The 23,707-nt window shown below is 74.5% G+C and carries 21 protein-coding genes; 13 read left to right on the forward strand and 8 right to left on the reverse strand.

Annotated features, from left to right (window positions below):
* Positions 1–146: 146 nt before the first annotated feature.
* The 4 genes from Q6348_RS08465 to ettA all read left to right on the forward strand — a co-directional run bounded on the left by Q6348_RS08465 (position 147) and on the right by ettA (position 5,583).
* On the forward strand, positions 147–1,766 hold the full coding sequence (locus Q6348_RS08465) for a GTPase (protein ID WP_304600858.1): 1,620 nt from the start codon (positions 147–149) through the stop codon (positions 1,764–1,766).
* On the forward strand, positions 1,763–3,259 hold the full coding sequence (locus Q6348_RS08470; RefSeq protein WP_304600859.1) for a GTPase: 1,497 nt from the start codon (positions 1,763–1,765) through the stop codon (positions 3,257–3,259). Before Q6348_RS08465 ends, Q6348_RS08470 begins: the two co-directional genes overlap by 4 nt.
* A gap of 80 nt (positions 3,260–3,339) precedes the next feature.
* Entirely contained in the window at positions 3,340–3,855 is a 516-nt protein-coding gene (locus tag Q6348_RS08475) for a single-stranded DNA-binding protein (RefSeq protein ID WP_304600860.1), read from the forward strand.
* 45 nt (positions 3,856–3,900) lie between these two features.
* Positions 3,901–5,583, forward strand: a complete 1,683-nt coding sequence (gene ettA / locus Q6348_RS08480) for an energy-dependent translational throttle protein EttA (RefSeq protein WP_304600861.1) — start codon at positions 3,901–3,903, stop codon at positions 5,581–5,583.
* A gap of 60 nt (positions 5,584–5,643) precedes the next feature.
* On the opposite strand, the gene Q6348_RS08485 is transcribed toward ettA, so the two are convergent.
* Positions 5,644–7,053 carry a DUF4232 domain-containing protein gene (locus Q6348_RS08485; RefSeq protein ID WP_304600862.1) on the reverse strand — a complete coding sequence of 470 codons (1,410 nt, stop codon included), beginning with the start codon at positions 7,051–7,053 and terminating at the stop codon, positions 5,644–5,646.
* Positions 7,040–7,573 carry a SigE family RNA polymerase sigma factor gene (locus Q6348_RS08490; RefSeq protein WP_304600863.1) on the reverse strand — a complete coding sequence of 178 codons (534 nt, stop codon included), beginning with the start codon at positions 7,571–7,573 and terminating at the stop codon, positions 7,040–7,042. Before Q6348_RS08490 ends, Q6348_RS08485 begins: the two co-directional genes overlap by 14 nt.
* Before the next feature lie 153 nt (positions 7,574–7,726).
* Between Q6348_RS08490 and Q6348_RS08495 the strand changes: the two genes are divergently transcribed.
* Genes Q6348_RS08495 through Q6348_RS08510 form a run of 4 tightly spaced genes read left to right on the forward strand, consistent with a single transcriptional unit; the run spans position 7,727 to position 12,724 of the window.
* Complete coding sequence (locus tag Q6348_RS08495; RefSeq protein ID WP_304600864.1) at positions 7,727–9,595, forward strand: P-loop NTPase family protein; 1,869 nt, start codon at positions 7,727–7,729, stop codon at positions 9,593–9,595.
* Positions 9,571–11,226 (forward strand): GTPase family protein, encoded by a 1,656-nt coding sequence (locus Q6348_RS08500; protein WP_304600865.1) that lies wholly within the window; start codon positions 9,571–9,573, stop codon positions 11,224–11,226. Before Q6348_RS08495 ends, Q6348_RS08500 begins: the two co-directional genes overlap by 25 nt.
* Positions 11,223–11,690 (forward strand): acyl-CoA thioesterase, encoded by a 468-nt coding sequence (locus Q6348_RS08505; RefSeq protein ID WP_304600866.1) that lies wholly within the window; start codon positions 11,223–11,225, stop codon positions 11,688–11,690. Before Q6348_RS08500 ends, Q6348_RS08505 begins: the two co-directional genes overlap by 4 nt.
* Positions 11,687–12,724, forward strand: coding sequence for a 2-dehydropantoate 2-reductase (locus Q6348_RS08510; RefSeq protein WP_304600867.1), 1,038 nt, complete (start codon positions 11,687–11,689; stop codon positions 12,722–12,724). Before Q6348_RS08505 ends, Q6348_RS08510 begins: the two co-directional genes overlap by 4 nt.
* Here the strand turns inward: Q6348_RS08510 and Q6348_RS08515 are convergent.
* The 3 genes from Q6348_RS08515 to Q6348_RS08525 are packed head-to-tail and all read right to left on the reverse strand — an operon-like array spanning position 12,627 to position 15,520.
* A complete protein-coding gene (locus Q6348_RS08515; RefSeq protein WP_304600868.1) occupies positions 12,627–14,213 on the reverse strand; it encodes an SDR family oxidoreductase in 1,587 nt (528 codons plus the stop codon). The genes Q6348_RS08510 and Q6348_RS08515 overlap by 98 nt on opposite strands.
* Before the next feature lie 45 nt (positions 14,214–14,258).
* Entirely contained in the window at positions 14,259–15,119 is an 861-nt protein-coding gene (locus Q6348_RS08520; RefSeq protein WP_304600869.1) for an acyl-CoA thioesterase, read from the reverse strand.
* Positions 15,116–15,520 (reverse strand): globin, encoded by a 405-nt coding sequence (locus tag Q6348_RS08525; RefSeq protein WP_304600870.1) that lies wholly within the window; start codon positions 15,518–15,520, stop codon positions 15,116–15,118. Before Q6348_RS08525 ends, Q6348_RS08520 begins: the two co-directional genes overlap by 4 nt.
* A 111-nt stretch (positions 15,521–15,631) precedes the next feature.
* Between Q6348_RS08525 and Q6348_RS08530 the strand changes: the two genes are divergently transcribed.
* The 3 genes from Q6348_RS08530 (at position 15,632) to Q6348_RS08540 (ending at position 16,920) form a co-directional block, all read left to right on the forward strand.
* Positions 15,632–15,865, forward strand: a complete 234-nt coding sequence (locus Q6348_RS08530) for a PTS sugar transporter subunit IIB (protein WP_304600871.1) — start codon at positions 15,632–15,634, stop codon at positions 15,863–15,865.
* Complete coding sequence (locus Q6348_RS08535; protein ID WP_304600872.1) at positions 15,862–16,329, forward strand: PTS sugar transporter subunit IIA; 468 nt, start codon at positions 15,862–15,864, stop codon at positions 16,327–16,329. The genes Q6348_RS08530 and Q6348_RS08535 overlap by 4 nt, the downstream gene beginning before the upstream one ends.
* A gap of 132 nt (positions 16,330–16,461) precedes the next feature.
* Positions 16,462–16,920 (forward strand): PTS sugar transporter subunit IIA, encoded by a 459-nt coding sequence (locus tag Q6348_RS08540; RefSeq protein ID WP_304600873.1) that lies wholly within the window; start codon positions 16,462–16,464, stop codon positions 16,918–16,920.
* On the opposite strand, the gene Q6348_RS08545 is transcribed toward Q6348_RS08540, so the two are convergent.
* Genes Q6348_RS08545 through Q6348_RS08555 form a run of 3 tightly spaced genes read right to left on the reverse strand, consistent with a single transcriptional unit; the run spans position 16,896 to position 19,502 of the window.
* Entirely contained in the window at positions 16,896–17,969 is a 1,074-nt protein-coding gene (locus tag Q6348_RS08545) for a mechanosensitive ion channel family protein (RefSeq protein WP_304600874.1), read from the reverse strand. The two genes, Q6348_RS08540 and Q6348_RS08545, sit on opposite strands and share 25 nt — an antisense overlap.
* A 10-nt stretch (positions 17,970–17,979) precedes the next feature.
* Positions 17,980–18,471, reverse strand: a complete 492-nt coding sequence (locus tag Q6348_RS08550; protein ID WP_304600875.1) for a vitamin K epoxide reductase family protein — start codon at positions 18,469–18,471, stop codon at positions 17,980–17,982.
* Positions 18,468–19,502, reverse strand: coding sequence for an SDR family oxidoreductase (locus Q6348_RS08555; RefSeq protein ID WP_304600876.1), 1,035 nt, complete (start codon positions 19,500–19,502; stop codon positions 18,468–18,470). The genes Q6348_RS08550 and Q6348_RS08555 overlap by 4 nt, the downstream gene beginning before the upstream one ends.
* A 207-nt stretch (positions 19,503–19,709) precedes the next feature.
* On the opposite strand from Q6348_RS08555, the gene Q6348_RS08560 reads away from it, so the two are divergent.
* Positions 19,710–21,509, forward strand: a complete 1,800-nt coding sequence (locus Q6348_RS08560) for a glycoside hydrolase family 15 protein (protein WP_304600877.1) — start codon at positions 19,710–19,712, stop codon at positions 21,507–21,509.
* Positions 21,510–21,583: 74 nt separating this feature from the next.
* Positions 21,584–23,707 (forward strand): 4-alpha-glucanotransferase, encoded by a 2,124-nt coding sequence (gene malQ, locus Q6348_RS08565; RefSeq protein ID WP_304600878.1) that lies wholly within the window; start codon positions 21,584–21,586, stop codon positions 23,705–23,707.

Raw genomic sequence — 23,707 nt, forward strand, 5'->3', positions numbered from 1 at the left:
CGCAGGCGCCGGGACGGGTCCCACCTCGGCTGCGATCATGTCCTCGACGGTAGGTCGGGGCCGCCGGGGCCGCATCTGGGCCTTCCGCCGTACGTCGACCGGCGCGGCGTTTTGTCCCAGGTCCGCCCCACGGAAGGATGATGACCGTGGATGCCGCGACCCGCCCGACCTCCGGCTGGGGAACGGTCGCCGATACCTTCGCCGACCGGGACCCCGGTCGCCCGGTCGCCAAGGCATCCCTCCTCGACGCCGTCACGGACCTGCGCGCGGCCGTCGCCGAGACCCGGTTCCCGCTGCCCCTGGACGGGGTGGCTCGCGCGCGCCGGCAGCGAGCCGAGCTGCTCGATCAGCTGGACGACCATCTGCTGCCCCGGCTGCGCGAGCTGAGCGCTCCCGGCCTCGTCGTGGTGGCCGGGTCGACAGGGGCGGGCAAGTCGACGCTGGTGAACTCGCTCGTGCGCGAGGAGGTCAGCCAGGCGGGGGTGCTGCGGCCCACCACGCGGCGGCCGATGCTCGTGCACCACCCCGCCGACGCCGAGCTGCTCGCCGGGCATCCGCTGCTCGCCCACATGGACGCCGTGGCGCGAGACGCGGTGCCGCGCGGGGTGGCCCTCGTCGACGCGCCGGACCTGGACTCGCTGCTCGAGGAGAACCGGGAGACGGCGCGACGGCTGCTGGACGCCGCCGACCTGTGGCTGTTCTGCACGACCGCGGCCCGGTACGGCGACGCCCTGCCCTGGCAGGTGCTCGACCTGGCGGCCGAACGCGGGGCCGCGATGGCGATGGTGCTCAACCGCGTCCCGCGGGACGCCGTGATCGCGGTCCGCTCGGACCTGCTCGCGCGGCTGGGCGAGCACGGCCTGTCGACGGTTCCGCTGTTCCTGGTCCCGGACGTGGGACCGCACGAGGGCCTGCTGCCCGAGTCCTCGATCGCCCCGGTGCGCCGCTGGCTGACCGTACTGGCCGGGGCGGACCGCGCCCAGGGGGTCATCGCCCGGACCCAACGTGGTGCCCTGGCGGCGTTGCGTCCCCGGGTGGACGGGCTGGCCGACGCCGTGCAGGCCCAGGTCGACGCGCGCGAGGCGCTGGAGGCCGAGGTCGGGGTGCTGCTCGCCGGCCCTGCTGAGCGTGCCGCGGCGGAGGTCGCCCAGGGGGCGGTCGCGCGGGGCCCGGTGCGCGGCGCGTGGGCGGCGCACGCGGGCCGCGGCGGTGCCCTCGGCACGGCGTGGACGTCACGTCGGGCCGGCGAGGCGCGGGCGAGCGCGCTGCGTGCCGTGGGCGAGGAGGTGCTGGGTGCGGCGCGGGTCGCCCTGGCCGCGGCCCGCCGGGCGGGTGAGACGGCTGTTGCCGCGGGGGTCGGAGACCGGCTGGCGGCCGTGGAGCTCCCGGACCTCGCGCCGGGCGTCGCGGAGCCCGACGCCGACGCGCAGGCGTGGCTCGACGGCGCCGCGAGCCGGCTGCGCGGCGCGGATCACCGCGGCGTGGCGCGCCTGCTGCGCCAGGCCGGCGAGACCGGAGCCGCTGTGGTGCTGGCCGCGGCGGCGCTCGGTCTGGGTGCCTCCCGCGTGCTGCTGGAGCGCGCGATCGGGGGCGAGGCGGCCCGTGCGCTGGCCGACGCCACGGCGGCCGACCTGTCCGAGCGGATGCGGGCCGAGGTGCTCGCCGCCGGAGCGCGGGTGCGGGCCGGCCTGGACCAGCCCGACCTGGCTCCGGACGCAGCGTCGCGGCTCCGGCTGCGCCGCGCCGTGCTCAAGGAGTGGACATGACCGACGGCGCGCGCATCCCGCCCGACATGGCCGCTGGCCGCGGCGGGGCCCGGACGGCGGCGCTGATCGAACGCGTGGCGCGCATGGAGGCCGCCCTCGAGCGTGCCGGTGACCGGGTGCCGGCCGACGCGCGTGAGCGTGTGGCGGCCCTGCTCGAGGGCGTGCGCGAGCGGCTGTCCCTCGGGGTGGACCACACGGTGGTCGCGCTGGTCGGGGGCACGGGTTCGGGCAAGTCGAGCCTGTTCAACGCGCTGTCCGGCCTCGACTTCGCGAAGGTCGGTGTGCGGCGCCCCACCTCCTCGGCGGTGACCGCGTGTGTCTGGGCGCACGACGCCTCGGCCCTCCTGGACTGGCTCGGCGTGGACCGGGAGAGGCGCATCGAGCGCGAGTCCGAGCTGGACGGCGACACCCAGGCCGACCTCCGCGGGTTGGTGCTGCTGGACGTTCCCGACCACGACTCGGTCGAGGCCGCGCACCGTGGCGTGGTCGACAGGCTCCTGCCGCAGGCCGACCTGTTGTGCTGGGTGGTGGACCCGCAGAAGTACGCCGACGACGCCCTGCACTCCGGCTACCTGCGCCACCTCGCGGGGCATGAGGGAACCATGCTGGTGGTGCTCAACCAGGTCGACACGGTGCCCGAGCACGCGCGGGCTGAGCTGCTGGCCGACGTCGGTCGCCTGGTGCGCGCGGACGGGCTCACCGACGTGCGCACGGTCGCGGTGTCCGCGGCGACCGGTGAGGGCCTGGCGGCGGTGCGGGAGCTGCTGGCGACGGTCGTCGCCGAGCACGGCCTCGCGGAGCTGCGGGCCACAGCCGAGCTGCACGACGCCGCCACCCAGCTGGCCGCGACGGTGGGCCCCGGGGAGATCGCGCCTCCCGTGGCCCGCGCCGTCGACGCTCTGCTCGAGGCGGCCGGCGTCCCTGGGGAGGTTGAGGCCGTGTCGCGCGGTGTGCCCGGCGGCCTGGAGCCCTCCACTCGAGCCGCGGTGCTGGGGCCGGTCCAGGCGGACCGCGTGGCACTCGTGCGCGACGCGTGGCTCGAGGAGGTCGGCGGCTCGCTCGCCCCGGCCTGGCGCGGCACGCTGGCCGAGGCCATCGACGACGAGGCCGCGGTGGTGCGGGCGGTGGACCGGGCGCTCGGCGCGGTGGTGGTTCCGGATCCGCCGCCGCTCGGCGTGGGGCGGTTCGTGGGCTGGGCGCTCGGGGCGGTGGCGGTGGCTGCCGGTGCGCTCGCGGTGCTGCTCGCGCCGTGGTGGTGGGCGCTTGCCACGGCGTGCGCCGTCGTCGCCGGTCTGGCCCCGTGGCTCTCGGCGCGGCGTCGGCGGGCGGTGGCCCGTTCGGCCGGGACACGGCTGCTGTCCCAGGCGAGGTCGGCGGTGACCGCGGTGGTCGAGGAGTCGCTCGCCCGGCCGACCCGGCAGGTGCTGGACGATCACCGCGCCGTCCGGGAGGCGTCCACAGCCCCGGGGCCGGAAGCACTGTCCACCGACTGAGGGGCCCGTTGCCGCGCGCAGCGCGGCGGCCGGACACAGTGGTGCCGAGGTCGGACGGTCCGGCCGGGAGGCAGGCGACGATGCGCAAGGCGGCGACGATCACGGTGACCGGGTGGGCCGGCAGCACCCCGAGGGAGGTGTCCGGCGGCGGCGTCCCGTTCACGTCGTTCCGGATCCCGGTGACCGAGCGGCGCTTCGACCAGCGCACCCAGGCGTGGGGTGACGGACCCACCGAGTGGTACACGGTCAAGGCGTTCCGAGACCTGGCGCTCAACGTGGCGGAGTCGATCCGCAAGGGCGACCCGGTGGTCGTGACGGGGCGGTTGCGCACGGAGGTGTGGCAGTCGGACAAGGGACCGCAGCCGGGATTCGTCATCGACGCCGACGCGGTGGGACACGACCTCGCGTGGGGAGCGAGCTCCTTCCGGCGGCGCGTCCATCGCTCCGACGCGTCCGAAGACCCTCAGGAGAACGCCGGGCAGGCGGGGCCGCCGGCGCGCGACGACGGGATGCAGGACGCGGCGGGCCCGACCGCCGACCCGTGGGCGACCCCGGCAGCCGACCCCGACGAGGCCGGTGTCCCGTGCACGCCGTAGGCTGTCGGGTCGGAACGACCCCGCGACGACTGGAGCGAGCCCCGAGTGGCCGAGTTCATCTACACCATGCAGAAGGCGCGCAAGGCGCACGGCGACAAGCTGATCCTCGACGACGTCACGATGGCCTTCTACCCCGGAGCCAAGATCGGCATGGTCGGGCCCAACGGCGCCGGCAAGTCGACCATCCTGAAGATCATGGCCGGCCTGGACCAGCCGTCGAACGGTGAGGCGCGGCTGTCCCCGGGCTACACCGTCGGCATCCTCCAGCAGGAACCACCGCTCGACGAGTCCAAGACGGTGCTCGGCAACGTCGAGGACGGGGTCCGGGGGATCAAGACCAAGCTGGACCGGTTCAACCAGATCAGCGAGGAGATGGCCGACCCGGACGCGGACTACGACGCGCTGCTGGCGGAGATGGGCGAGCTCCAGGAGGCGCTCGACCACGCGAACGCCTGGGACCTGGACGCCCAGCTCGAGCAGGCGATGGACGCCCTCCAGCTGCCGCCGGGCGACGCGGACGTCACCGTGCTCTCGGGCGGGGAGCGACGCCGCGTCGCGCTGTGCAAGCTGCTGCTGGAGAAGCCCGACCTCCTGCTGCTGGACGAGCCGACCAACCACCTCGACGCCGAGTCCGTGCAGTGGCTCGAGCAGCACCTCGCCCAGTACGAGGGTGCCGTCATCGCGGTCACCCACGACCGGTACTTCCTGGACCACGTCGCGCAGTGGATCGCCGAGGTCGACCGCGGCCGGCTCTACCCCTACGAGGGCAACTACTCCACGTACCTGGAGAAGAAGCGAGCGCGGCTCGAGGTGCAGGGCCGCAAGGACGCCAAGCTCGCCAAGCGGCTGGCCGACGAGCTCGACTGGGTGCGGCAGTCCGCCAAGGGCCGCCAGGCCAAGTCCAAGGCGCGCCTGCAGCGCTACGAGGAGATGGCGGCCGAGGCGGAGCGCACCAGGAAGCTCGACTTCGAGGAGATCCAGATCCCGCCGGGCCCGCGCCTGGGCACCACGGTCATCGAGGCGAAGGACCTGAAGAAGGGCTTCGGGGACCGGACCCTGATCGACGGGCTGTCGTTCTCGCTGCCCCGCAACGGGATCGTCGGTGTCATCGGGCCGAACGGCGTCGGCAAGACGACGCTGTTCAAGACGATCGTGGGGCTCGAGCCGCTGGACGGCGGGGACCTGAAGATCGGTGAGACGGTCGACATCTCCTACGTCGACCAGTCCCGCGGCGGCCTGGACGCCAAGAAGACGCTCTGGGAGGTCGTCTCCGGCGGCCACGACTACATCCGGGTCGGGAACGTCGAGATGCCGTCGCGTGCCTACGTCGCGGCGTTCGGCTTCAAGGGTCCCGACCAGCAGAAGCCCGCGGGCGTGCTGTCCGGCGGGGAGCGCAACCGGCTGAACCTCGCGCTGACCCTCAAGGAGGGCGGCAACGTCCTGCTCCTCGACGAGCCCACGAACGACCTCGACGTCGAGACGCTGGGGTCGCTCGAGAACGCGCTGCTCGAGTTCCCGGGATGCGCGGTCGTGGTCTCCCACGACCGGTGGTTCCTGGACCGCGTCGCGACGCACATCCTGGCCTACGAGGGCACCGACGAGGACCCGGCGGCCTGGTACTGGTTCGAGGGGAACTTCGCGTCGTACGAGGAGAACAAGATCCAGCGGCTGGGTATCGAGGCCGCCCGCCCGCACCGCGTGACGTACCGCAAGCTCACGCGCGACTGAGCGACCCGCACGTGGCCGGAAGATCCGTCACGGGAAGCGTGACGGATCTTCCGGTGGCGGTCAGGGGGCCTGGCAGCCGACCTGCAGCCCGGTGACCCCGGCGGCCGGGACCGAGACGGGGCCGTCAGCCCGGCAGGCGTAGGCGCCGTCGCCGTACAGCGGGCTGGCCCCGGTGACGGTGTACGAGCCGGCCGGCACCGTCAGGCGGAACGAGCCGTCCGAAGCGGCCGCCGCCCGGTAGGTCCGACCGGTGGCGGTGTCGACGAGGCGGACCGCGCCGAACAGTCCGCGCGGGGGCCCCGGCGCCGGCCCGCCGACCAGCTCGAGCACACCTGCGACGCGGGCGCCGCCGCCCACGGCAGTGACCTGCACGGTCCCGTCCGCGGTCACGGCGAACGGCGCGAGCAGCGACCACCGCACCGTCAGTGGCCCGGACCGGGCGCCGGTCGGCACGGCGAGCCGCATCTCGAACCGCACGGTCGCCCCGGCGGGGACGCTCGAGCCGGCTGCGTCGCAGGCCAGCCCGTTGGAGGTGGAGACGTCGGCGGCCCCGGTCGCCTGCTCGACGTAGCCGGGGCACCGGGTCAGCGGGATGGCGTGGTCCGTCGGGTTGGTGACGGCAGCGACGTAGACCAGGGTCGAGCCGGCGAGCGCGTGCTCGGGCAGCTCGAGCGCGACGGTCAGCGCGCTGAGGGGGTCGGTGGCCGAGGCTCCCCCGGGGGACTCGACGTAGAACGGCGTGAGCTTCACGCCGCAGGTCACGTCGATCCCGCCGGGCACCGCCACGGTGACGTCCCCGCCGCCCGGCAGGGTCGCGGTCAGGTGGTGGTAGAGGTCCGGCGACGCGGTGCCGCCGGGGTTCGCGTCGCACATGGCGTCCGTCTCCACCCCGAGCAGGGTCTGGTCACCCGGCTGCATCACGGCGCTCCCGGCCGTGGGGAACCAGCTGCCGTCGGTGGCGAGCACGTCGGGACGTCCCTGCTCCGTCGCGGTGACGGCGGGGTAGCCGGACAGCACGCACGGTGTCGAGCCGGTGTTGGTGAACCTCAGCGTGGTCAGGAGGTGGCCACCGGCACCGTCCGTGCCACCCACGGCGGCCGCGACCTCGGACGCCGTGCAGGCACGGGCGTCGCCCCCGGCGTCCGGCGGACGGTAGGCGGGCGCGGTGGCGCCCGTCCACGGGATGGCGCCGGTGAGGTCGACACCGTCCGGCGCGGCCGGACCTGACGGCGCGGGGCTTGTCGGGTCAGTGGCCGTCGCGGGCGGTTGCGCGCGCCACGGTGCGTCAAGAGCCACGAAGGCGCCCGCCATGGCCGTGCCGACCACGAGCACGCTCGCGGTCGCGATCACGGAGGCGCGCGAGGCCCGGCGTCGCCGGACCAGCTCGGCGACGTCCGCCAGCTCCACGCCGGTGGTTCGCGGCGCCGAGGCGTGCAACGCCTCGGCGACCCGGTCCTCAGTGCCCGTCATGGCTGACCTCCTCGTCCCAGATCCCGTGCAGTCGAGCGCTGGCCCGCAGGCTGGCCAGCGCCTTGGCGGACTGGCTCTTCACCGTGCCGACCGAGCACCCCAGCGCCTGGGCGGTCTGCGCCTCGGTGAGATCGTCCAGGTAGCGCAGCACCACCACGGCCCGCTGACGGCGCGGCAGGGTCCGCAGCGCGTCGAGCATCGAGGCCCGCAGGTCCACCGCGGCGAACATGTCGGGTGAGGTGGCTCCGTGCGGCGGCCGGTCCGGGAGCTCGGCGGCCGGCAGCTCACCGTGCCAGCGTCGCCGTCGCCAGGTCAGGAAGGTGGACATCATCACCCGGCGGACGTAGGCCTCCGGTGCGTCCTTGCGTGTCACCCGGTCCCAGCGCTCCCAGGTCTTGGCGAGCGCGACCTGGACCAGGTCCTGGGCGCTCGCCTCGTTGCCGGTCAGCAACCACGCGCTGCGCACGAGCGCAGGGGAGCGCTCGGCGACGAAGTCCGCGAACCCGTCCGGTGCCTGCATGGTCCCCTTCCCGTTCCGTCGCTGCCCGCCCGTGCGGGCGCTGACCACTATGACGACCTGGACGGTGTGAAGGGTTGCCTCGCCCGCGGCGCGCCGCCGGTGGGCGGCGCCGTTGCCAGCACTCCGGGGTCGGAACCGGCATGATCGGGGGATATGTCGCACGCGTCGTACGACCCCCGAGCGGGCTCCGGTGCGCCCGGCGGCGATCCGACGCCCCCCGGGGACCGGACGGCGGCCCGGCCGACGGAGCCCGGCCCGGGCGGTGCCGATCTCGCCGCCGGCCTCGCCGAGGTGCGCACGGCCGTGGCCGCTCTGCGGCTGCCCCTCGAGGTCGCCGGCGCGGCTCAGGCCAGGGCCGAGGCTGCGCGGCTGACCGCTCAGCTGGACGACCACCTGCTGCCGCGGGTGCGCCAGATGGGCGCACCGCTGCTGGCCGTGGTCGGCGGGTCCACCGGGGCCGGGAAGTCCACGTTGGTGAACTCGCTGGTCGGCGCCGTGGTCAGCCCGGCCGGGGTGCTGCGGCCCACCACCCGCTCGCCCGTGCTGGTGCACCACCCCGACGACGCCGCGTGGTTCGCCGGGGACAGGGTCCTGCCCGGTCTGGCGCGGTGGCGCGGGGAGGGGGAGGGCCCGCGCAGCCTGCGCCTGGTCGCCCATGCGGCCGTGCCCCGCGGCCTGGCGCTGCTCGACGCACCCGACATCGACTCCGTGGTGGCGGACAACCGCGAGCTCGGGGCGCAGCTCCTGGGAGCCGCCGACCTGTGGGTGTTCTGCACGACTGCGGCGCGCTACGCAGACGCCGTCCCGTGGGAGCTGCTCGCCCAGGCCGCGGCCCGGCGCGCGGCCGTGGGCGTCGTCCTGGACCGTCTGGAGGCCGCCGAACGCGACGCCGTGTCCGCGGACCTGGGACGGATGATGGCCGAGCACGGTCTGGTCGGGGCCCGGCTGCTCGCGGTGCCCGAGGCGCGGCTGGCCGGCGGCCTGCTGCCCGACGCCGCGGCCGCGCCGGTGCGGGACTGGCTCCAGGGCCTGGTGGCCGACGCGGACGCCCGCGACCTGCTGGTGCGCACCACGGTGCACGGCGCGGTGGCCGACCTGGTGGCCCGAGTGCCTGCGCTGGCCGACGCGGCCGACGCGCAGGTCGCCCACGCCGGGTGGTTGGCGCAGGTCGCGGTCGACGCCTACGCCGAGGCGACCCGCACGGTCACCGAGGTCGCCTCGGACGGCACCATGCTGCGCGGCGAGGTGCTCGCGCGGTGGCAGGAGTTCATCGGCACGGGCGAGCTGCTGCGCGCGCTCGAGGCCAAGGTGAGCAGCTGGCGGGACCGGATCACCGCCGCGCTGCGTGGCCGGCGTGCGCCCGAGCCCGTCACCGCGGCCATCGGCGCCGGCCTGGTGGACGTGGTGGCAGATGCGGCGGACCGGGCCGCCGAGCGGGTGTGGACGACCTGGCACGCCGACCCGGCAGGACGGGTCCTGCTGGACCGGCTGCGGCTCTCGCGCTCCTCGGCCGACCTGCGCGACCGGGTGGCCGCCGAGGTGCGGGCCTGGCAGGGCGGCGTGCTCGAGCTGGTGGGGACCGAGGGAGCGGACCGCCGGGTCACCGCCCGCGTCCTCTCGTTCGGCGTCAACGGGCTCGGCGCGGCCCTGATGATCCTGATCTTCGCCCAGACGGGCGGCCTGACCGGGGCCGAGGTGGGGGTGGCCGGGGGCGCCGCGGTGCTCGCCCAGCGACTGCTCGAGGCCATCTTCGGCGACGACGCCGTGCGTCGCCTCACCCGGGTCGCCGAGGCCGACCTCGCAGCCCGTGTCGACCGTGTGCTGCGAGACGAGGCCGACCGGACGCGAGCCCCGCTGGACGCCCTGGACGTGCGCACCGACGGCAGCGCTCTGCGGGCCGCGCTGGCCCTGGTCAGGGTGCCGGACGTCCCCACGCCGCCGGCGCCGCCCTCCCGCCGTGAACGCCGGGAGGCTCGTCCCGAGCGCGGCCTTCGAGCGTGGTGGAGGCGACTGTGGTCCTGATCGCGGACCGGTTCGCCGCCCTCGACGATGCCGTGCAGCAGGCCGTGGCGGCGGGACCGGAGGTGCTCCCCGGCCCGCTCGTGGAGCAGGTGCGGGCGCTCGAGCACCGCGCCGGGGAGCGGCTGCGCCTGTCCGAACGCCACACCGTGGTCGCGGTGGCCGGCGCCACCGGCTCGGGGAAGTCCTCGCTGGTCAACGCCCTGGTGGGGGAGGAGGTCGCCACCGTCGACGTGCTGCGCCCCACGACGGCCCACGCCATGGCCGTCGTGCACGGGGTGGCCGACGCGGGTCCACTGCTCGACTGGCTGGAGATCGACGAGCGCGTGGGTCGCCCCGACGCGCGTCCGGGCGGCCTGGTGCTCGTCGACATGCCCGACCACGACTCGGTACGCACGTCCCACCGACTCGAGGCGGAGCGGCTGATCGGACTGGTCGACCTCATGGTGTGGGTGCTGGACCCGCAGAAGTACGCCGACGCCGCCGTGCACGAGCGCTACCTGCGCACTCTCGCCGCGTACCGTGACGTGCTGCTCGTGGTCCTCAACCAGGTCGACCGGCTCGAGCCGGACCAGGCCGAGGTGACCCTGGGCGACGTGCGCCGGCTGCTCGCCGAGGACGGCCTGGACGGGGTCCGGGTGCTGCCCGTCTCCGCCCGTACGGGGGCCGGGGTGGCCGACCTGCGCAACACGCTCGCGGACGTCGCATTCCGGCACGAGGCGCACCGCGCCCGCCTCGAGGCGGACGTCATGTCCCTGGCGGACCGGGTCGTGGCCTGCTGCGGAACCGACGACGTGGCGGTTCCGCGGGCGGACCGCGCGCTCGTCGACGCCCTCGCGCTCGCCGCCAAGGTTCCCACCGTCGTCGAGGCGGCGGCCGGGTCCTACCGGCTCTCGGCCCGGCTGGCCACGGGCTGGCCGCCGACCCGCTGGCTCGCGCGGCTGCGCGCCGACCCGCTGCATGCCATGCACCTCGCGCCCGCCCGGCACCCCCGCGGCACTGAACAGGGCACCGGCCGCGGCGTCGATCGGGAGACCGATGAAGCGGTGGCGCGCACCTCGCTGCCGCCTGCCGGCCCGGCCGAGCGCGCGCACGCGGCCGGTGCGGTCCGCGACTGGCGCGACCGCGCCGTCGCGGCGCTGCCCGACTCGTGGGCCCTGGCGGCGCGGGGCGCGGACCTCGACCTGGCAGACGAGCTGGACCACGCGGTCGCGTCGACCCCCGTGGTGGCCGGCCGGACCCCGCTGTGGTGGCGGGCCGTGGGCGCCCTCCAGTGGCTCGTCCTGGTGCTCGCGATCGTCGGCGTGGGCTGGCTCGCCGCGCTGGCGGGGATGGGCGCGTTACGGCTGCCCGTCCCGGACCCGCCCCGGTGGGGTGCGCTGCCGGTGCCCACGGCACTCGCGCTGGGCGGGGCGCTCCTGGGACTGCTGCTCGCGGGCGTGGCGCGGCTCGCCGCCGGGGTCGGCGCGCGGCGCGCGGGCGGCCGGGCGGCAGCGCGCCTGCACGACGCGGTGGCACGGGTCGCCGACGCGCGGGTGGTGGCACCGGTCGCCGACGTCGTCGCCCGGCACCAGGCTTGCCGCGCAGCCGCCACGCGGGCCGCTGCACGGGCACGACGACGGGAGGGCCGATGAGACTGCGGCTACCGGTACCCCTGCGCTGGGCGGATCTCGACGCCTACGGGCACGTCAACAACGTGGAGATGCTCCGGGTCCTGGAGGAGGCGCGCATCGCAGCGTTCTGGCGACACGAGGCCGACGCGCCCACCTGGCCCACGGCGGTGCTCGACGCCGGCCCGACCGCTGCGACGCACACGTTCGTCGCTGCCATGGAGATCGAGTACCTCGCGCCGCTCGGGTACCACCGCGACCCGGTGACCGTCGAGATGTGGATCGGGAACCTCGGCGGCGCGAGCATCGACGTCTGCTACGAGGTCACCCGCGGCGACGCCGCCGCCCGCACCGTGTTCGCACGCGCGCGCACCACCATCGTCCTGGTCGACGCCGCAACCGGACGCCCCCGCCGGATCACCGCGCAGGAGCGAGCAGCCTGGGAGCCGTATCTGGGCGAACCCGTCGCGCTGCGTCGGCGGCGGTGAACGGCACGTCCGGCGCGAGGGCCCTGCGGGTCGGCGTGATGGGCGCCGGCTCTATCGGGTGCTACGTCGGCGGACGGCTCGCCGCGGCCGGTCAGGCGGACGTGACCCTGGTCGGTCGTGACCGGGTGGTCGAGGAGCTGGGGCGGCACGGCCTGACGATCAGCGACCGTACGGACCGCAGGACGGTGCCCGCGCGGGACCTGACCCTGAGCACCGACGTCGCGTCGCTCGCGGACGCCGACGTCGTCCTGGTGTGCGTCAAGAGCGGCCAGACCGCCGACGTCGGCGCCGCGCTGGACCCCGTGCTGCGTCCGGACGCGGTGGTGCTCAGCCTCCAGAACGGGGTGCACAACGTCGACCGGCTGCACGCCGCCCTCGGGACCAGGCAGGTGCTCGGCGCGGTGGTCGACTTCAACGTGGTGTCCCGGCCCGCCGGTGCCGTGCACTGCGGGTTGCCCGGCCCGCTGACGGTCGCGCGGTCCGGGACCACGACGGGGGCAGCCGTGGTGGCCGCCCTCGCCGCCGCCGGTCTCGAGGTGACCACGACCGCCGACATCGCCGCCGTCCAGTGGGCGAAGCTGCTGGTCAACCTGAACAACGCGATCAGCGCGCTGTCCGACGTCCCGACGGTCGAGCTCATGACGCGGGAAGGCTACCGACGCGTCGTCGCCGGCCTGCTGGCCGAGGGGGTGGCCGTGCTGCGGGCGGCCGGGATCCGACCCGGACGGGTGCGCCGGGTGCCGGCCCGACTCATGCTGCGCGTGCTTCGCCTGCCCGATCCCCTGGCCCGGCGGCTGCTCGCCGCGCGGTTGCCGACGGACGCGCAGGCCCGGTCCTCGATGTGGGAGGACCTCGTGCGCGGCCGGCCCACTGAGGTCGACGACCTCAACGGGGAGATCGTCCGGCTGGCCGAGCGCACCGGCACACCGGCGCCGCTCAACCGCCGGATCGTGGACCTGGTGCACGCCGCCGAGGCCGCAGGGCCCGGCTCGCCGGGGATGGCGCCCGGTGCCCTGTGGTCGGCGTTGCACTGACCGCGCGGCGCTCCGCCTCGGCCGCCATGCCGCGGTGCATCGGGCCGAACACGACGCCGTGGAACGGGGCGACCGACCACCAGTACAGGTGCCCGGGCAGCCCGTGCGGGTGGTAGATCGCCGCCTGGCGCAGCCGGGAGCCGTCGCCCTCGGACGTCACCTCGAGCTCGAGCCACGCCAGCCCCGGCAGCCGCATCTCCGCCCGCAGGCGCAGCAGGTGACCGGTCTCGACCTCCTCCACCCGCCAGAAGTCCACCGGGTCGTCGACCCACAGCGTGGTCGGGTCGCGGCGCCCCCGCCGCAGCCCGGGGCCGCCCACCACCCGGTCGATGAGGCCCCGCAGCCGCCACGCGAGCGGCCACGAGTACCAGCCGTGCTCGCCGCCGATCTCCTGGACCACGCCCCAGGTCACCTCGGCCGGGGCGTGCACGTACCTCTCCCGGTCGTCCCGGTACAGCGAGCCGCCCGCCCATCCGGGGTCGGACGGCAGGGGATCGCTCGGCGCCCCGGGCACCGCGGCCGACGACCACCGGGTCGCCACGTCCGCCCCGGCGATCCTGTTCAGCGCGAGCCGCACGGCCCGGTCGAAACCGGCGAGCCCGTCCGCGGGGTCGGGCACCCACTGCGCGATGTCGTGCTCGGTGCACACCACCTCGTGGATGAGGGAGTCCACCAGGGGGCGGGCTATCGCGGCCGGCACCGGCGTGACCAGGGAGACCCACAGGCTGGACAGCCGCGGCGTCAGCACTCCCACGGGGACGATCACGCGGGGCCGCAGCCCCGCGACCGCGGCGTAGCGCTGCATCATCTGCCGGTAGGTCAGGACGTCCGGGCCGCCGATGTCGAACGACCGGTTCACGTCGGCCGGCATGGTTGCGGACCCGACCAGGTAGTGCAGCACGTCGCGGATCGCGATCGGCTGGACGCGGTTGTCCACCCAGCGCGGCACCGTCATCGCGGGTAGCCGCTCGGTGAGGTAGCGCATCATCTCGAAGGACGCCGACCCTGACCCGAGGATCACCGCGGCGCGCAGCACGGTGGTCGGCACACCGCTGGCCAGGAAGATCTCGCCGACCTCCTTGCGGGACTCCATGTGCGGGGAGAGGTCCTCGACGTCGGGGTGCAGGCCGCCCAGGTACACGATCCGGCGCACACCCGCCTCCCGCGCCGCCTGGGCGAAGGTGCGCGCCACCCGGCGGTCGCGGGCCTCGAAGCGCCGCCCCCCGGCGAGCGAGTGGATGAGGTAGTAGGCGACGTCCACGCCGCTCAGCGCGGCGCGCATCGCGTCCAGGTCCCCCGCGTCGGCCTCGACGGTCTCCACGCCGTCGTACCACGGCCGGTCACGCAGCCGTCCGGGGAGGCGCGCGACGGCGCGCACCGCGTGACCCGCGGCCAGCAGCTCGGGGACCAGCCGGCCGCCCACGTAGCCGGTCACTCCCGTGACGGCGCACACCAGAGGCCGGCTACCGCCCAGGGGTCCGTCCGCCATCGCGCCAGTGTGCGGGCAACCGCCCCGCTACGCGCGCCGAGGACCTCAGGGCAGCCGGACCATGCCCTCTTGCGCGATGGTTGCCACCAGGGCGCCCCCGCGATCGAACACCTGCGCGGTGCCCAGGCCGCGCCCACCCTGCGCGCTGGGCGAGGCCTGGGCGTACAGCAGCCACTCGTCCGCGCGTGCCTTCCGGTGCCACCACATGGCGTGGTCCAGGCTCGCCACCGACAGGCCAGGCGTCGCCCAGCCGGTGCCGTGGCGGCGCAGCACCGGCTCGAGCACCACCTGGTCGCACGCGTACGCGAGCAGCGCGCGGTGCAGCACCTCGTCGTCCGGCAGCGGGCCGCGCGCCTTCATCCACACGTGCTGGACGTCGGTGCGCCGCGTGGCCGGCCGCAGGTAGATCTGGGGTTCGACGTGCCGGATGTCGAAGGCGCCGTAGCGGCCCCAGAACGTGCCGAGCGGATGGTCGAGCGCGGTGAGCACGTCGCCGGAGACGGCGATCTCCTCCGGATCGGGCACGTCCGGTGGCGCGTCCTGGTGGTCCAGCCCGGGCTGCTCGAGCTGGAACGAGCTGATCATCGACAGGATCGGCTGACCGCCCTGCAGCGCGTGGGTGCGGCGGGCCGTGAACGAACGGCCGTCACGCATCCGCTCCACGGCGAACGTGATGGGCACGTCGATGTCTCCGGGCCGCAGGAAGTAGCCGTGCACGGAGTGCGGCAGGCGTGGGCCGGGCCGGTCGTCGGGCACGGTGGCGGCGGCGGCGAGGAGTGCCTGGGCGAGCACCTGGCCGCCGTACACCCGGCCGTGCGGCATCGGGAGGCTCGACCCCTGGAACTCGTCGCGCCCGACCTGCTCGATGCTCAGGGTGTCGAGCACACGCTGGACCCGGCTGCTCACCGACCCTCCTCGAACGTGTTGACCATCGAGTGGGCGGCCCGCTCCAGGTAGTCCCACAGCGTGGCCTGGTGCATGGGCGCGAGCCCCAGGGAGTCGACCGCCGCCCGCATGTGCAGGAGCCACCGGTCCCGGGCCTGGGGCCCCACGGGGAACGGCGCGTGCCGCATCCGCAGCCGTGGGTGCCCACGCGTCCGGGAGTACGTCGTGGGGCCGCCCCAGTACTGCTCGAGGAACAGGCGCAAGCGCTCGGCGGCGGGCCCGAGGTCCTCCTCGGGGTACATCGGGCGCAGCAGCTCGTCGTCCGCGACGCCGGCGTAGAACCGCTCGACGAGTCGGGCGAACGTCTCCGAGCCGCCGACGGCCTGGTAGAAGGTCGGCGAGGTGTCCGTCACGCCCGCCATCCTCCCAGGTCCGGCGGCGGCGCAACGCGAGGGTGACGATGGTCGTGCCGGCGCGCCCGCCCCGGCGGTCCAGGGCTACGCTGGTCCCGCGCCGGCGGACAAGGAGGACCGATGAGCAAGGCCGAGGAGATCCTCGCGGCACTGGGCGGCTCGGGGAACGTCGTGGACCTCGAGCCGTGCATCACCCGCCTGCGGGTCGAGCTGACCGACCCGGGTCTGGTCGACGAGGACGCGCTGCGCACCAGCGGTGCCTTCGGGGTGGTCCGCTCCGGTTCCGTGGTCCAGGTGGTGGTCGGCCCCGAGGCGGACACCCTCGCGTCCGAGATCGACGACCTGCGCGCATGAGCGAACGGCTCACCGTCGCCGCTCCCATCGCGGGGTCGCTCGTCGAGCTTGCCGACGTCCCGGACGACGTGTTCGCCCAGGAGATGCTCGGCCCCGGCATCGCCGTGCAACCCGACTCCACGGGGGTGGTGGAGGTGGTCGCCCCGGTCGACGGTGTGCTCTCCGCCCTGCACCCGCACGCGTTCGTCATCCAGGTGCCCGACGGGCGCGCCGTGCTGGTGCACCTGGGTCTGGACACCGTGCGCCTGCTCGGTCAGACCTTCACGCTGGACTGCGGCCAGGGCGACACCGTCCGGGCCGGCCAGGTACTGGTCACGTGGGACGTCGCGGCAGCCGTCGCGCACGGCAAGCCCGCGCTGTGCCCCGTGGTGGCGCTGCAGACCGAGCGGTCCGCCCTGCACGCCGCCGGGCCGGCCGGGACCGCGGTGCACCAGCTGGACCCCCTGTTCACCTGGGACGCCTGACCGCACCGGACCCGACCACACCCCGACCGCGGACCCATGGCCGCCTGGCACCCCGTCACGGGCACCCGATCTCGGCGCTGGGACGGTGGGCGTCGGTATCGTGCGCTGGAGGAGTGGGCGTGAGGGGGTCGGGTGAGCACGCAGCGACGGGTCCTGGAGCTGGTGGCGCCGTTCGCCGGGACGGTCGTGGCGCTCGAGGACCTGCCCGACCCGGTGTACGCGGCGGGTGTGGTGGGCCCGGGCCTCGCGGTCCGGCCGGATCCGGACGCGCGCCGCGTCACGGTGTGCGCGCCGTGCGACGGCCTGGTGCACGCGACCCTGCCCCACGCGGTGATGCTGATCGCCGGGCACGGCCGTCAGGTGCTGGTGCACCTCGGCGTCCAGGTCGTGGACCACGAGGTGAGCGAGCTGGGCCGCGTCGGCGAACGGGTCCGGGCCGGTGAGCGGCTGCTGGTCTGGGACGTGCGGGGGTCGGGTTCGGCCCTGGCCAGCCCCGTGGTGGCGCTCCAGGCCCCGCGGGCCCAGGTGCTGGCGGTCGTAGAACCCGGGGACCGGGTCGCGGTGGGTCAGCCCTTGCTGTTCTGGTCCTGAGTCCGGGACGTCGCAGACTCCGCCGAGCCGGCGTCGGCGCCCGCCGAGGCCGGCGTGAGCGCCGCAAGCCCGGGCCGGACGTGCACCTCGCGGTGCGGCAGCGCGAGCATGACGCCCGAGCCCGCGAACGCGTCGCGGATCTTGCCCCGCAGCACCCGCTGCACCGCCCACTGCTGGCCCGGCACCGTCTTGACCATGGTGCGCAACCTGACCGACTCCGCGCTGAGGTCCTCGTAGGCCGTGACCGCGGGCTCATCCAGCAGCTGCGGCGCGACGTCGGGGTCATCGGCGAGCGAGGCCGCCGCGGTCCGCAGCGCCTCCGTGGCCGCCTCGATGTCCTGGTCCGGGGTGACGAGCACCTCGACGAAGGCCCGCGACCAGCCCTGGGTGAGGTTGCCGACCCGCATCACCTCGCCGTTGCGGACGTACCACAGCGTCCCCTGCAGGTCGCGGATCTGCGTGACGCGCAGACCGATCGCCTCGACGACCCCGGTCGCGTCGCCCAGGTCGACCACGTCGCCCACCCCGTACTGGTCCTCGACCAGCATGAACAGCCCTGACAGGAAGTCCTTGACCAGGGTCTGGGCCCCGAAGCCGAGCGCGACGCCCGCCACGCCCGCCGACGCGAGCAGCGGGCCCAGGTCCCAGCCCCAGATGTTCGCGAGCACCGTGATCGCCACGATTCCCACCAGCAGCGCCGCGGACGACCGCAGCACCGACCCCATCGTCTCCGCGCGCTGCACGCGGCGGGCGATCACCAGCGGGTCGTCCGCGGGGGCGTCGATCCCCGAGCGCAGCAGCAGTCGGCGGGCCTGCTTGCGGACGTGGGTGCTGCCCTCGACCACGGAGCGCACCGCGCGGCGGATGATCCACCGCAGCAGCACCAGGACCAGGCCGGCGACCGCCAGCGTGATGAGGGTCTGCAGGGGAGCGCCGATCAGCCAGTCGTACCAGCGCGAGGCTTCGTCCCCCACGACGGTGGACACCCCTGCGGCGGGGACGAGCGGGCCGAGGGCGGCAGCAGGCAGAGCGGTGGTCGCGACGGGCATGCGGAGCAGGCTAGCGGCGCAGCCGCCTCAGCTGCGCCAGGGCCGCGCGCGCTTCCTGCAACCGCGACACCGTGAGCAACGTGACACCGATCGCGGCCTGCACCAGGCACAGCAGGCAGTAGGTGTGCAGCACGAACGCCTGCACCAGCGTCAGGGCGATCCCGGCCGTGGCGGTCGCGAGCAGGGCCGCCTCGAAAGCGAGCACGACCCACGGGTGCGTGCGCCAGCGGTCGGCGCCGCCGATCGAGCCCAGGACCACCTCCGAGAGGTAGATCAGAGCACCCAGCAGCGCGTCCGGCACCGGGAACAGCTCGGAGACCCAGGAGTGCAGGACGTCCTCGGTGGTGCCGAAGACCGGATCCCACGACCCGATCACCCGGAGCTGGACGAGGGTGAGGAACGTCGCGACCGCCAGGCCGGCGCAGGCCAGACCGACCAGCCAGCGCCTGAGCTGCAGCGAGGAGGGGTTGTGCGTGAAGCCGGGCGGCAGCAGCGGGCTCATCGGCGCCACGTCACCGCCTTGGCGAACGCGGCCCGGTCACCCCACACCATCTTCGAGCCGGCCACCGCGAGGGCAGCGAGGTTGACGACGCCGGCGACCAGCCACGGCGACGACGTGAAGCGCGCCTGCCAGGAGGTCGGCTGCGCCTGGGAGTCGAACTCACCGTGCGCGCCGACATCGTGGTCGTCGTCGACCGGCTCGAACAGGTTGGCGGGCCGGTCCGGGGAGGTGCGCTCGCCGGTCTGCTGCGAGTCGAAGCCGGTCAACGCGAGGTAGCGGTCGAGCAGGCCCCCGGCCAGCTTTCCGCCCATCACCGTCGCGACCGTCGAGGAGCCGACGTAGTACTCGCGGCGCCGCGGGTCGTTCGCCGCGGTGACGATCGCACGCGCCGCCACCTCGGGCTGGTAGATCGGCGGCACCGGCTGGGGGTGGCGGGGCAGCTTGGACAGCACCCAGCTGAACTGCGGGGTGTTGACCCCGGGCAGGTGGACCATGGTCACGTGCACGTTGCTGCCGTCGTGCATGAGCTCGGTGCGCAGCGACTCGGTGAACCCGACCATCGCGTGCTTGGCGCCGCAGTACGCGCTCTGCAGCGGGATCCCCCGGTAGGCCAGCGCGGAGCCGACCTGCACGATGGTGCCCCGGTCTCGAGGCACCATGCGGTCCAGCGCGGCCTTGGTCCCGTGCACGAAGCCCAGGTAGGTCACCGACGTGGCCCGGGCGAACTCCTCGGCCGTCACCTGTGTGAACGGCGCGAACACGCTGGAGAACGCGACGTTGATCCACGTGTCGATCGGCCCCAGCTCGTCCTCGACGCGTGCGGCCGCCGAGTCGACCTGCGCGGCGTCGGCGACATCGGTGGGCAGCACCAGAGCGGTGCCGCCGGCGGACTCGACCTCCACAGCCGCCGCCTCGAGGCCGGCGCGACCGCGGGCGAGGAGCCCGATCGCCACGCCGGGCCCAGCGATCTCGCGCACGACGGCACGGCCGACGCCGCCGCTCGCTCCGGTCACCACGACCACTCTCGACATGTCTGCTCCTTCGGTCTGACGTTCTTGTCTCGGCGGGCGCCCTGTGGGCGTCGCACACGCTCGCAGGGCGCGTGCCGTGCACAGCGCGGAGCCGCCACGGATGGACCCGGCGCTCGCCGTGCGAAATTCGAAGGCCTGATCTTGACTGTAGGCAGGCAATCGCTGAGGGGCATCTGGAGAACCGCTCCGGACGCCGGGAGAGGACTGATGGTGGCGTCGCGCATCGAGGACTACGGACTGATCGGGGACCTGCAGACCGCGGCCATGGTCGGCTTGGACGGATCGATCGACTGGCTGTGCCTGCCCCGGTTCGACTCTCCGGCCTGCTTCGCCGCGCTCGTGGGTGAGCACGACAACGGGCACTGGCGGGTGGCCCCGGTCGGGTCCGGCGACTGCACCAGGCGCCGCTACCGCGACGACACCTTGATCCTGGAGACCGAGTGGGAGACCGACGACGGTGCGGTGCGCGTGATCGACTTCATGCCCCCGCGGGGCGAGGCCGCCGACGTCGTCCGCATCGTCGAGGGGCTGCAGGGGACCGTCCGCATGCGCACGCACCTGCGGCTGCGCTTCGACTACGGCCACGTCGTGCCCTGGCTGGAGGTCGGTGATCGGCGGTCCACGGCGGTCGCCGGGCCGGACGCGGTCGCGGTGGCAAGCCCCGTGGCGCTGCACCGGGAGGACGGTGACCTGGTCGCCGAGTTCGAGATCCGTCAGGGCCAGCGGATCCCGATGGTCCTGACCCATTACCCGGCATGGAGCGAGGTCCCGTCAGCGGTGGACGCCGAGGACGCCCTCATCGAGACGGAGGAGTTCTGGACCGGCTGGATCGGTCAGTTGAGCTACGAGGGTCGCTGGGAGCATGCCGTGCGCCGCTCGCTGATCGTGCTCAAGGCGCTCACCGACGCCGTCACCGGCGGGATCGTGGCCGCGGCCACCAGCTCCCTTCCCGAGCGCCTGGGCGGTGAGCGCAACTGGGACTACCGGTACTGCTGGCTGCGCGACGCGTCCTTCACGCTCCAGGCCCTGCTGGGGACGGGATACGTCGAGGAGGCCAAGGCGTGGCGTGCGTGGCTGCTGCGTGCGGTCGCGGGTGACCCCGCGGACCTGCAGATCATGTACGCGCTCGACGGCTCGCGCCGGATCCCGGAGTCCGAGCTGGGCTGGCTGGACGGGTACGAGGACTCCCGACCCGTGCGGGTGGGCAACGCGGCCTCCGAGCAGCACCAGCTCGACGTGTACGGCGAGGTGCTCGAGACGCTGCACATGGCCCGCACGCACGGCATCGCGACCACCGACGAGGGCTGGGCCGTGCAGGTGGCCCTCCTGGACCACGTGCGCCAGACCTGGCAGGAGCCGGACAACGGGCTGTGGGAGATGCGTGGGCCGCAGCAGCAGTTCGTGCACTCCAAGGTGCTCAGCTGGGCGGGTGTCGACCGGATGATCAAGGGCGCCGAGGACAACGGCATGGACGTCCCGCTGGACGAGTGGAAGAAGCTGCGCCAGCAGATCCACGACGAGGTGTGCGAGAAGGGCTTCGATGCCGATCGCAACACGTTCACGCAGTACTACGGCTCGTCGGCCCTGGATGCGGCGCTGCTGCTGATCCCGCAGGTCGGCTTCCTGCCGTGGGACGACCCACGGGTGGTCGGCACGGTGGAGGCCATCGGGCGTGAGCTGATGATGGACGGCCTCCTGGTCCGCTACCGCACCGACTCCTCCGGCAATGCTGCGGGGGACGGGCTCGAGGGCCAGGAGGGTGCCTTCGTGGCGTGCAACTTCTGGTACGCCGACGCGTTGTGGGAGATCGGCAGGACCGACGAGGCGACCGAGTTCTTCGAGCGGTCGCTCGACCTGGCCAACGACCTGGGGCTGCTGTCCGAGGAGTACGCCCCCGGTCTGGACCGTCAGCTGGGCAACGTGCCCCAGGCGTTCAGCCACGTCGGCCTGATCACCACGGCCCGTCGGCTGTCCGGCGAGCCCACCGCCAAGCGCGAGAGCAACTGACGAGGCGGGGTTTTCGCCCGCGCGTCCGGGCCCCCCGCACGGCCAGGCGACCCACGCTCTGGCAGGATCGGAGGGTGTTCGACGACGCGCGCCCCGAGGGACTGACCGACGCGCTGCTCGCCCTGGCACAGCGGTACGGCGTCGTGCCGGACTTCTGGGGCTTCGACGGCAGCCATCAGTGGGTGAGCCCCGGGACCATGGTCGACGTGCTCGCCGCGCTCGGGGTCGACGCGTCGACCCCGGAGCGGGTCGCCGTGGAGCTCGAGAACGCCGAGGACGAGGTGTGGCGGCGGATGCTGCCTCCCGTGGTCGTGCTGCGCCAGGGGGCCACCCCGCACGTGGCGGTGCACGTCGACGACGGCGCCCCCGTGGCCACCTGGATCGAGCTCGAGGACGACGGTGGCCGCCGTGAGGTCGGGCAGGTGGACCACTGGGTGGCGCCCCGAGTGGTCGACGGCCGGACCGTGGGTCGGGCGACCGTCGAGATCCCCGCCGACCTCCCGCTCGGCTGGCACACCCTGGTCGCGCAGTCCGGCCCGACGGTCACGCGCAGCCCGCTGGTCGTCACGCCGGCGCGGATGGAGCTCCCGGCGGGCCTGGGGGAGCGGCGCGGGTGGGGTTTCATGGCGCAGCTGTACTCCGTGCGCTCGACGCGCTCCTGGGGCGTGGGCGACCTCGCGGACCTCGCGGACCTGGGTTGGGGGTCGGGTCGGCTGGGCGCCGACTTCCTCCTGATCAACCCGCTGCACGCCGCCGAGCCCGTACCACCGCTGACCCCGTCGCCCTACCTGCCGACCACGCGACGCTTCGTGCACCCGCTGTACGTCCGGCCCGAAGAGATCCCGGAGACCGCGTACCTGCCGATCGCCGAGCGCTCCCTGGTCGAGTGGCAGGCGGAGGTGGCGCGGCCGATGTCCGACGACCCCGGCCCGATCGACCGCGACGCGGCGTGGGCGGCCAAGCGGGTGGCCCTCGAGGTGGTCTTCGCCGCGCCGCGGTCCGCCGCTCGCCAGGCCCGTTTCGAGGAGTTCCGGCAGGAGCAGGGACGTGGCCTGGAGGACTTCGCCACCTGGTGCGCGCTGTACGAGCACTACGCGCCCGACGCGTGGCCCGAGGAGGCACAGGACCGGAACAGCCCGCTCGTGCGGCGGCTGCGCGCGGAGCTGGCCGACCGCATCGACTTCTACTGCTGGCTGCAGTGGGTGGCCGACGAGCAGCTGGCCACCGCCCAGGCCGCCGCACGCGAGGCGGGCATGCGACTGGGCATCGTCCACGACCTCGCCGTGGGCGTGCACCCCGAAGGCGCCGACGCGTGGGCGCTGCGTGACGTGCTGGCGAGCCGGGTCGCGGTCGGGGCGCCGCCGGACATGTACAACCAGCAGGGCCAGGACTGGTCGCAGCCACCGTGGCGGCCGGACGCCCTGGCCAGGGATGCCTACCGACCGTTCCGCGACCTGCTGCGCACGATCCTGCGCCACGCGGGGGCGATCCGGGTCGACCACGTGATCGGGCTGTTCCGGCTGTGGTGGATCCCTCAGGGCCGGTCCCCGCACGAGGGTGCCTACGTGCGCTACGACCACGAGGCGCTCGTCGGGATCCTGTGCCTGGAGGCGCAGCGGGCCGGTGCCGTGGTGATCGGTGAGGACCTCGGGACCTTCGAGCCGTGGGTGCGCGACTACCTGTCCGAGCGCGGGGTGCTGGGTACGTCGGTGCTCTGGTTCGAGTACGAGGACGGCGGGGTCATGCCGCCCGAGCACTACCGTCGGCTGGCGTTGGCGACCGTCACCACGCACGACCTGCCGCCCACGGCCGGGTATCTCGCCGGCGAGCACGTCGACCTGCGCCACCAGCTGGGTCTGCTCACCGACTCCCTGGACAAGACGCGCGCCGACGCCCGCGCCGAGCGCGAGCGCATGGTCGAGGTGCTCCGGTCCCGGGGGCTCGTGGGCCCGGCCCCGAGCGAGCGGGAGCTCGTCGAGGCGCTGCACCGCCTGGTCCTCGCGTCGCCGTCGGTCCTCGTCGGGGTCTCGCTGGCCGACGCCGTGGGGGAGCGACGCACCCAGAACCAGCCAGGCACGGACCAGGAGTACCCGAACTGGCGCGTACCCCTGGCCGACTCCGCGCAGAACCTGGTCACGGTCGACGCAGTGTTCGAGCACCAGCGCCTGCGGTCCCTGGTCAGCGTCCTGGGCCGGTGA

Origin of the sequence: Actinotalea lenta (assembly GCF_030586465.1) — a bacterium.
Classification (GTDB): domain Bacteria; phylum Actinomycetota; class Actinomycetes; order Actinomycetales; family Cellulomonadaceae; genus Actinotalea; species Actinotalea lenta.

Excerpts from the sequence above, each read along its gene's own strand:
- Q6348_RS08495 (WP_304600864.1), top strand. The coding sequence starts at position 7,727 with ATGTCGCACGCGTCGTACGACCCCCGAGCGGGCTCCGGTGCGCCCGGC.
- Q6348_RS08555 (WP_304600876.1), bottom strand. The coding sequence starts at position 19,502 with ATGTCGAGAGTGGTCGTGGTGACCGGAGCGAGCGGCGGCGTCGGCCGT.
- Q6348_RS08525 (WP_304600870.1), bottom strand. The coding sequence starts at position 15,520 with ATGGCGGGCGTGACGGACACCTCGCCGACCTTCTACCAGGCCGTCGGC.
- Q6348_RS08470 (WP_304600859.1), top strand. The coding sequence starts at position 1,763 with ATGACCGACGGCGCGCGCATCCCGCCCGACATGGCCGCTGGCCGCGGC.
- Q6348_RS08550 (WP_304600875.1), bottom strand. The coding sequence starts at position 18,471 with ATGAGCCCGCTGCTGCCGCCCGGCTTCACGCACAACCCCTCCTCGCTG.
- Q6348_RS08515 (WP_304600868.1), bottom strand. The coding sequence starts at position 14,213 with ATGGCGGACGGACCCCTGGGCGGTAGCCGGCCTCTGGTGTGCGCCGTC.
- Q6348_RS08475 (WP_304600860.1), top strand. The coding sequence starts at position 3,340 with ATGCGCAAGGCGGCGACGATCACGGTGACCGGGTGGGCCGGCAGCACC.
- Q6348_RS08505 (WP_304600866.1), top strand. The coding sequence starts at position 11,223 with ATGAGACTGCGGCTACCGGTACCCCTGCGCTGGGCGGATCTCGACGCC.
- Q6348_RS08535 (WP_304600872.1), top strand. The coding sequence starts at position 15,862 with ATGAGCGAACGGCTCACCGTCGCCGCTCCCATCGCGGGGTCGCTCGTC.
- Q6348_RS08485 (WP_304600862.1), bottom strand. The coding sequence starts at position 7,053 with ATGACGGGCACTGAGGACCGGGTCGCCGAGGCGTTGCACGCCTCGGCG.
- Q6348_RS08530 (WP_304600871.1), top strand. The coding sequence starts at position 15,632 with ATGAGCAAGGCCGAGGAGATCCTCGCGGCACTGGGCGGCTCGGGGAAC.
- Q6348_RS08545 (WP_304600874.1), bottom strand. The coding sequence starts at position 17,969 with ATGCCCGTCGCGACCACCGCTCTGCCTGCTGCCGCCCTCGGCCCGCTC.
- Q6348_RS08490 (WP_304600863.1), bottom strand. The coding sequence starts at position 7,573 with ATGCAGGCACCGGACGGGTTCGCGGACTTCGTCGCCGAGCGCTCCCCT.
- Q6348_RS08560 (WP_304600877.1), top strand. The coding sequence starts at position 19,710 with ATGGTGGCGTCGCGCATCGAGGACTACGGACTGATCGGGGACCTGCAG.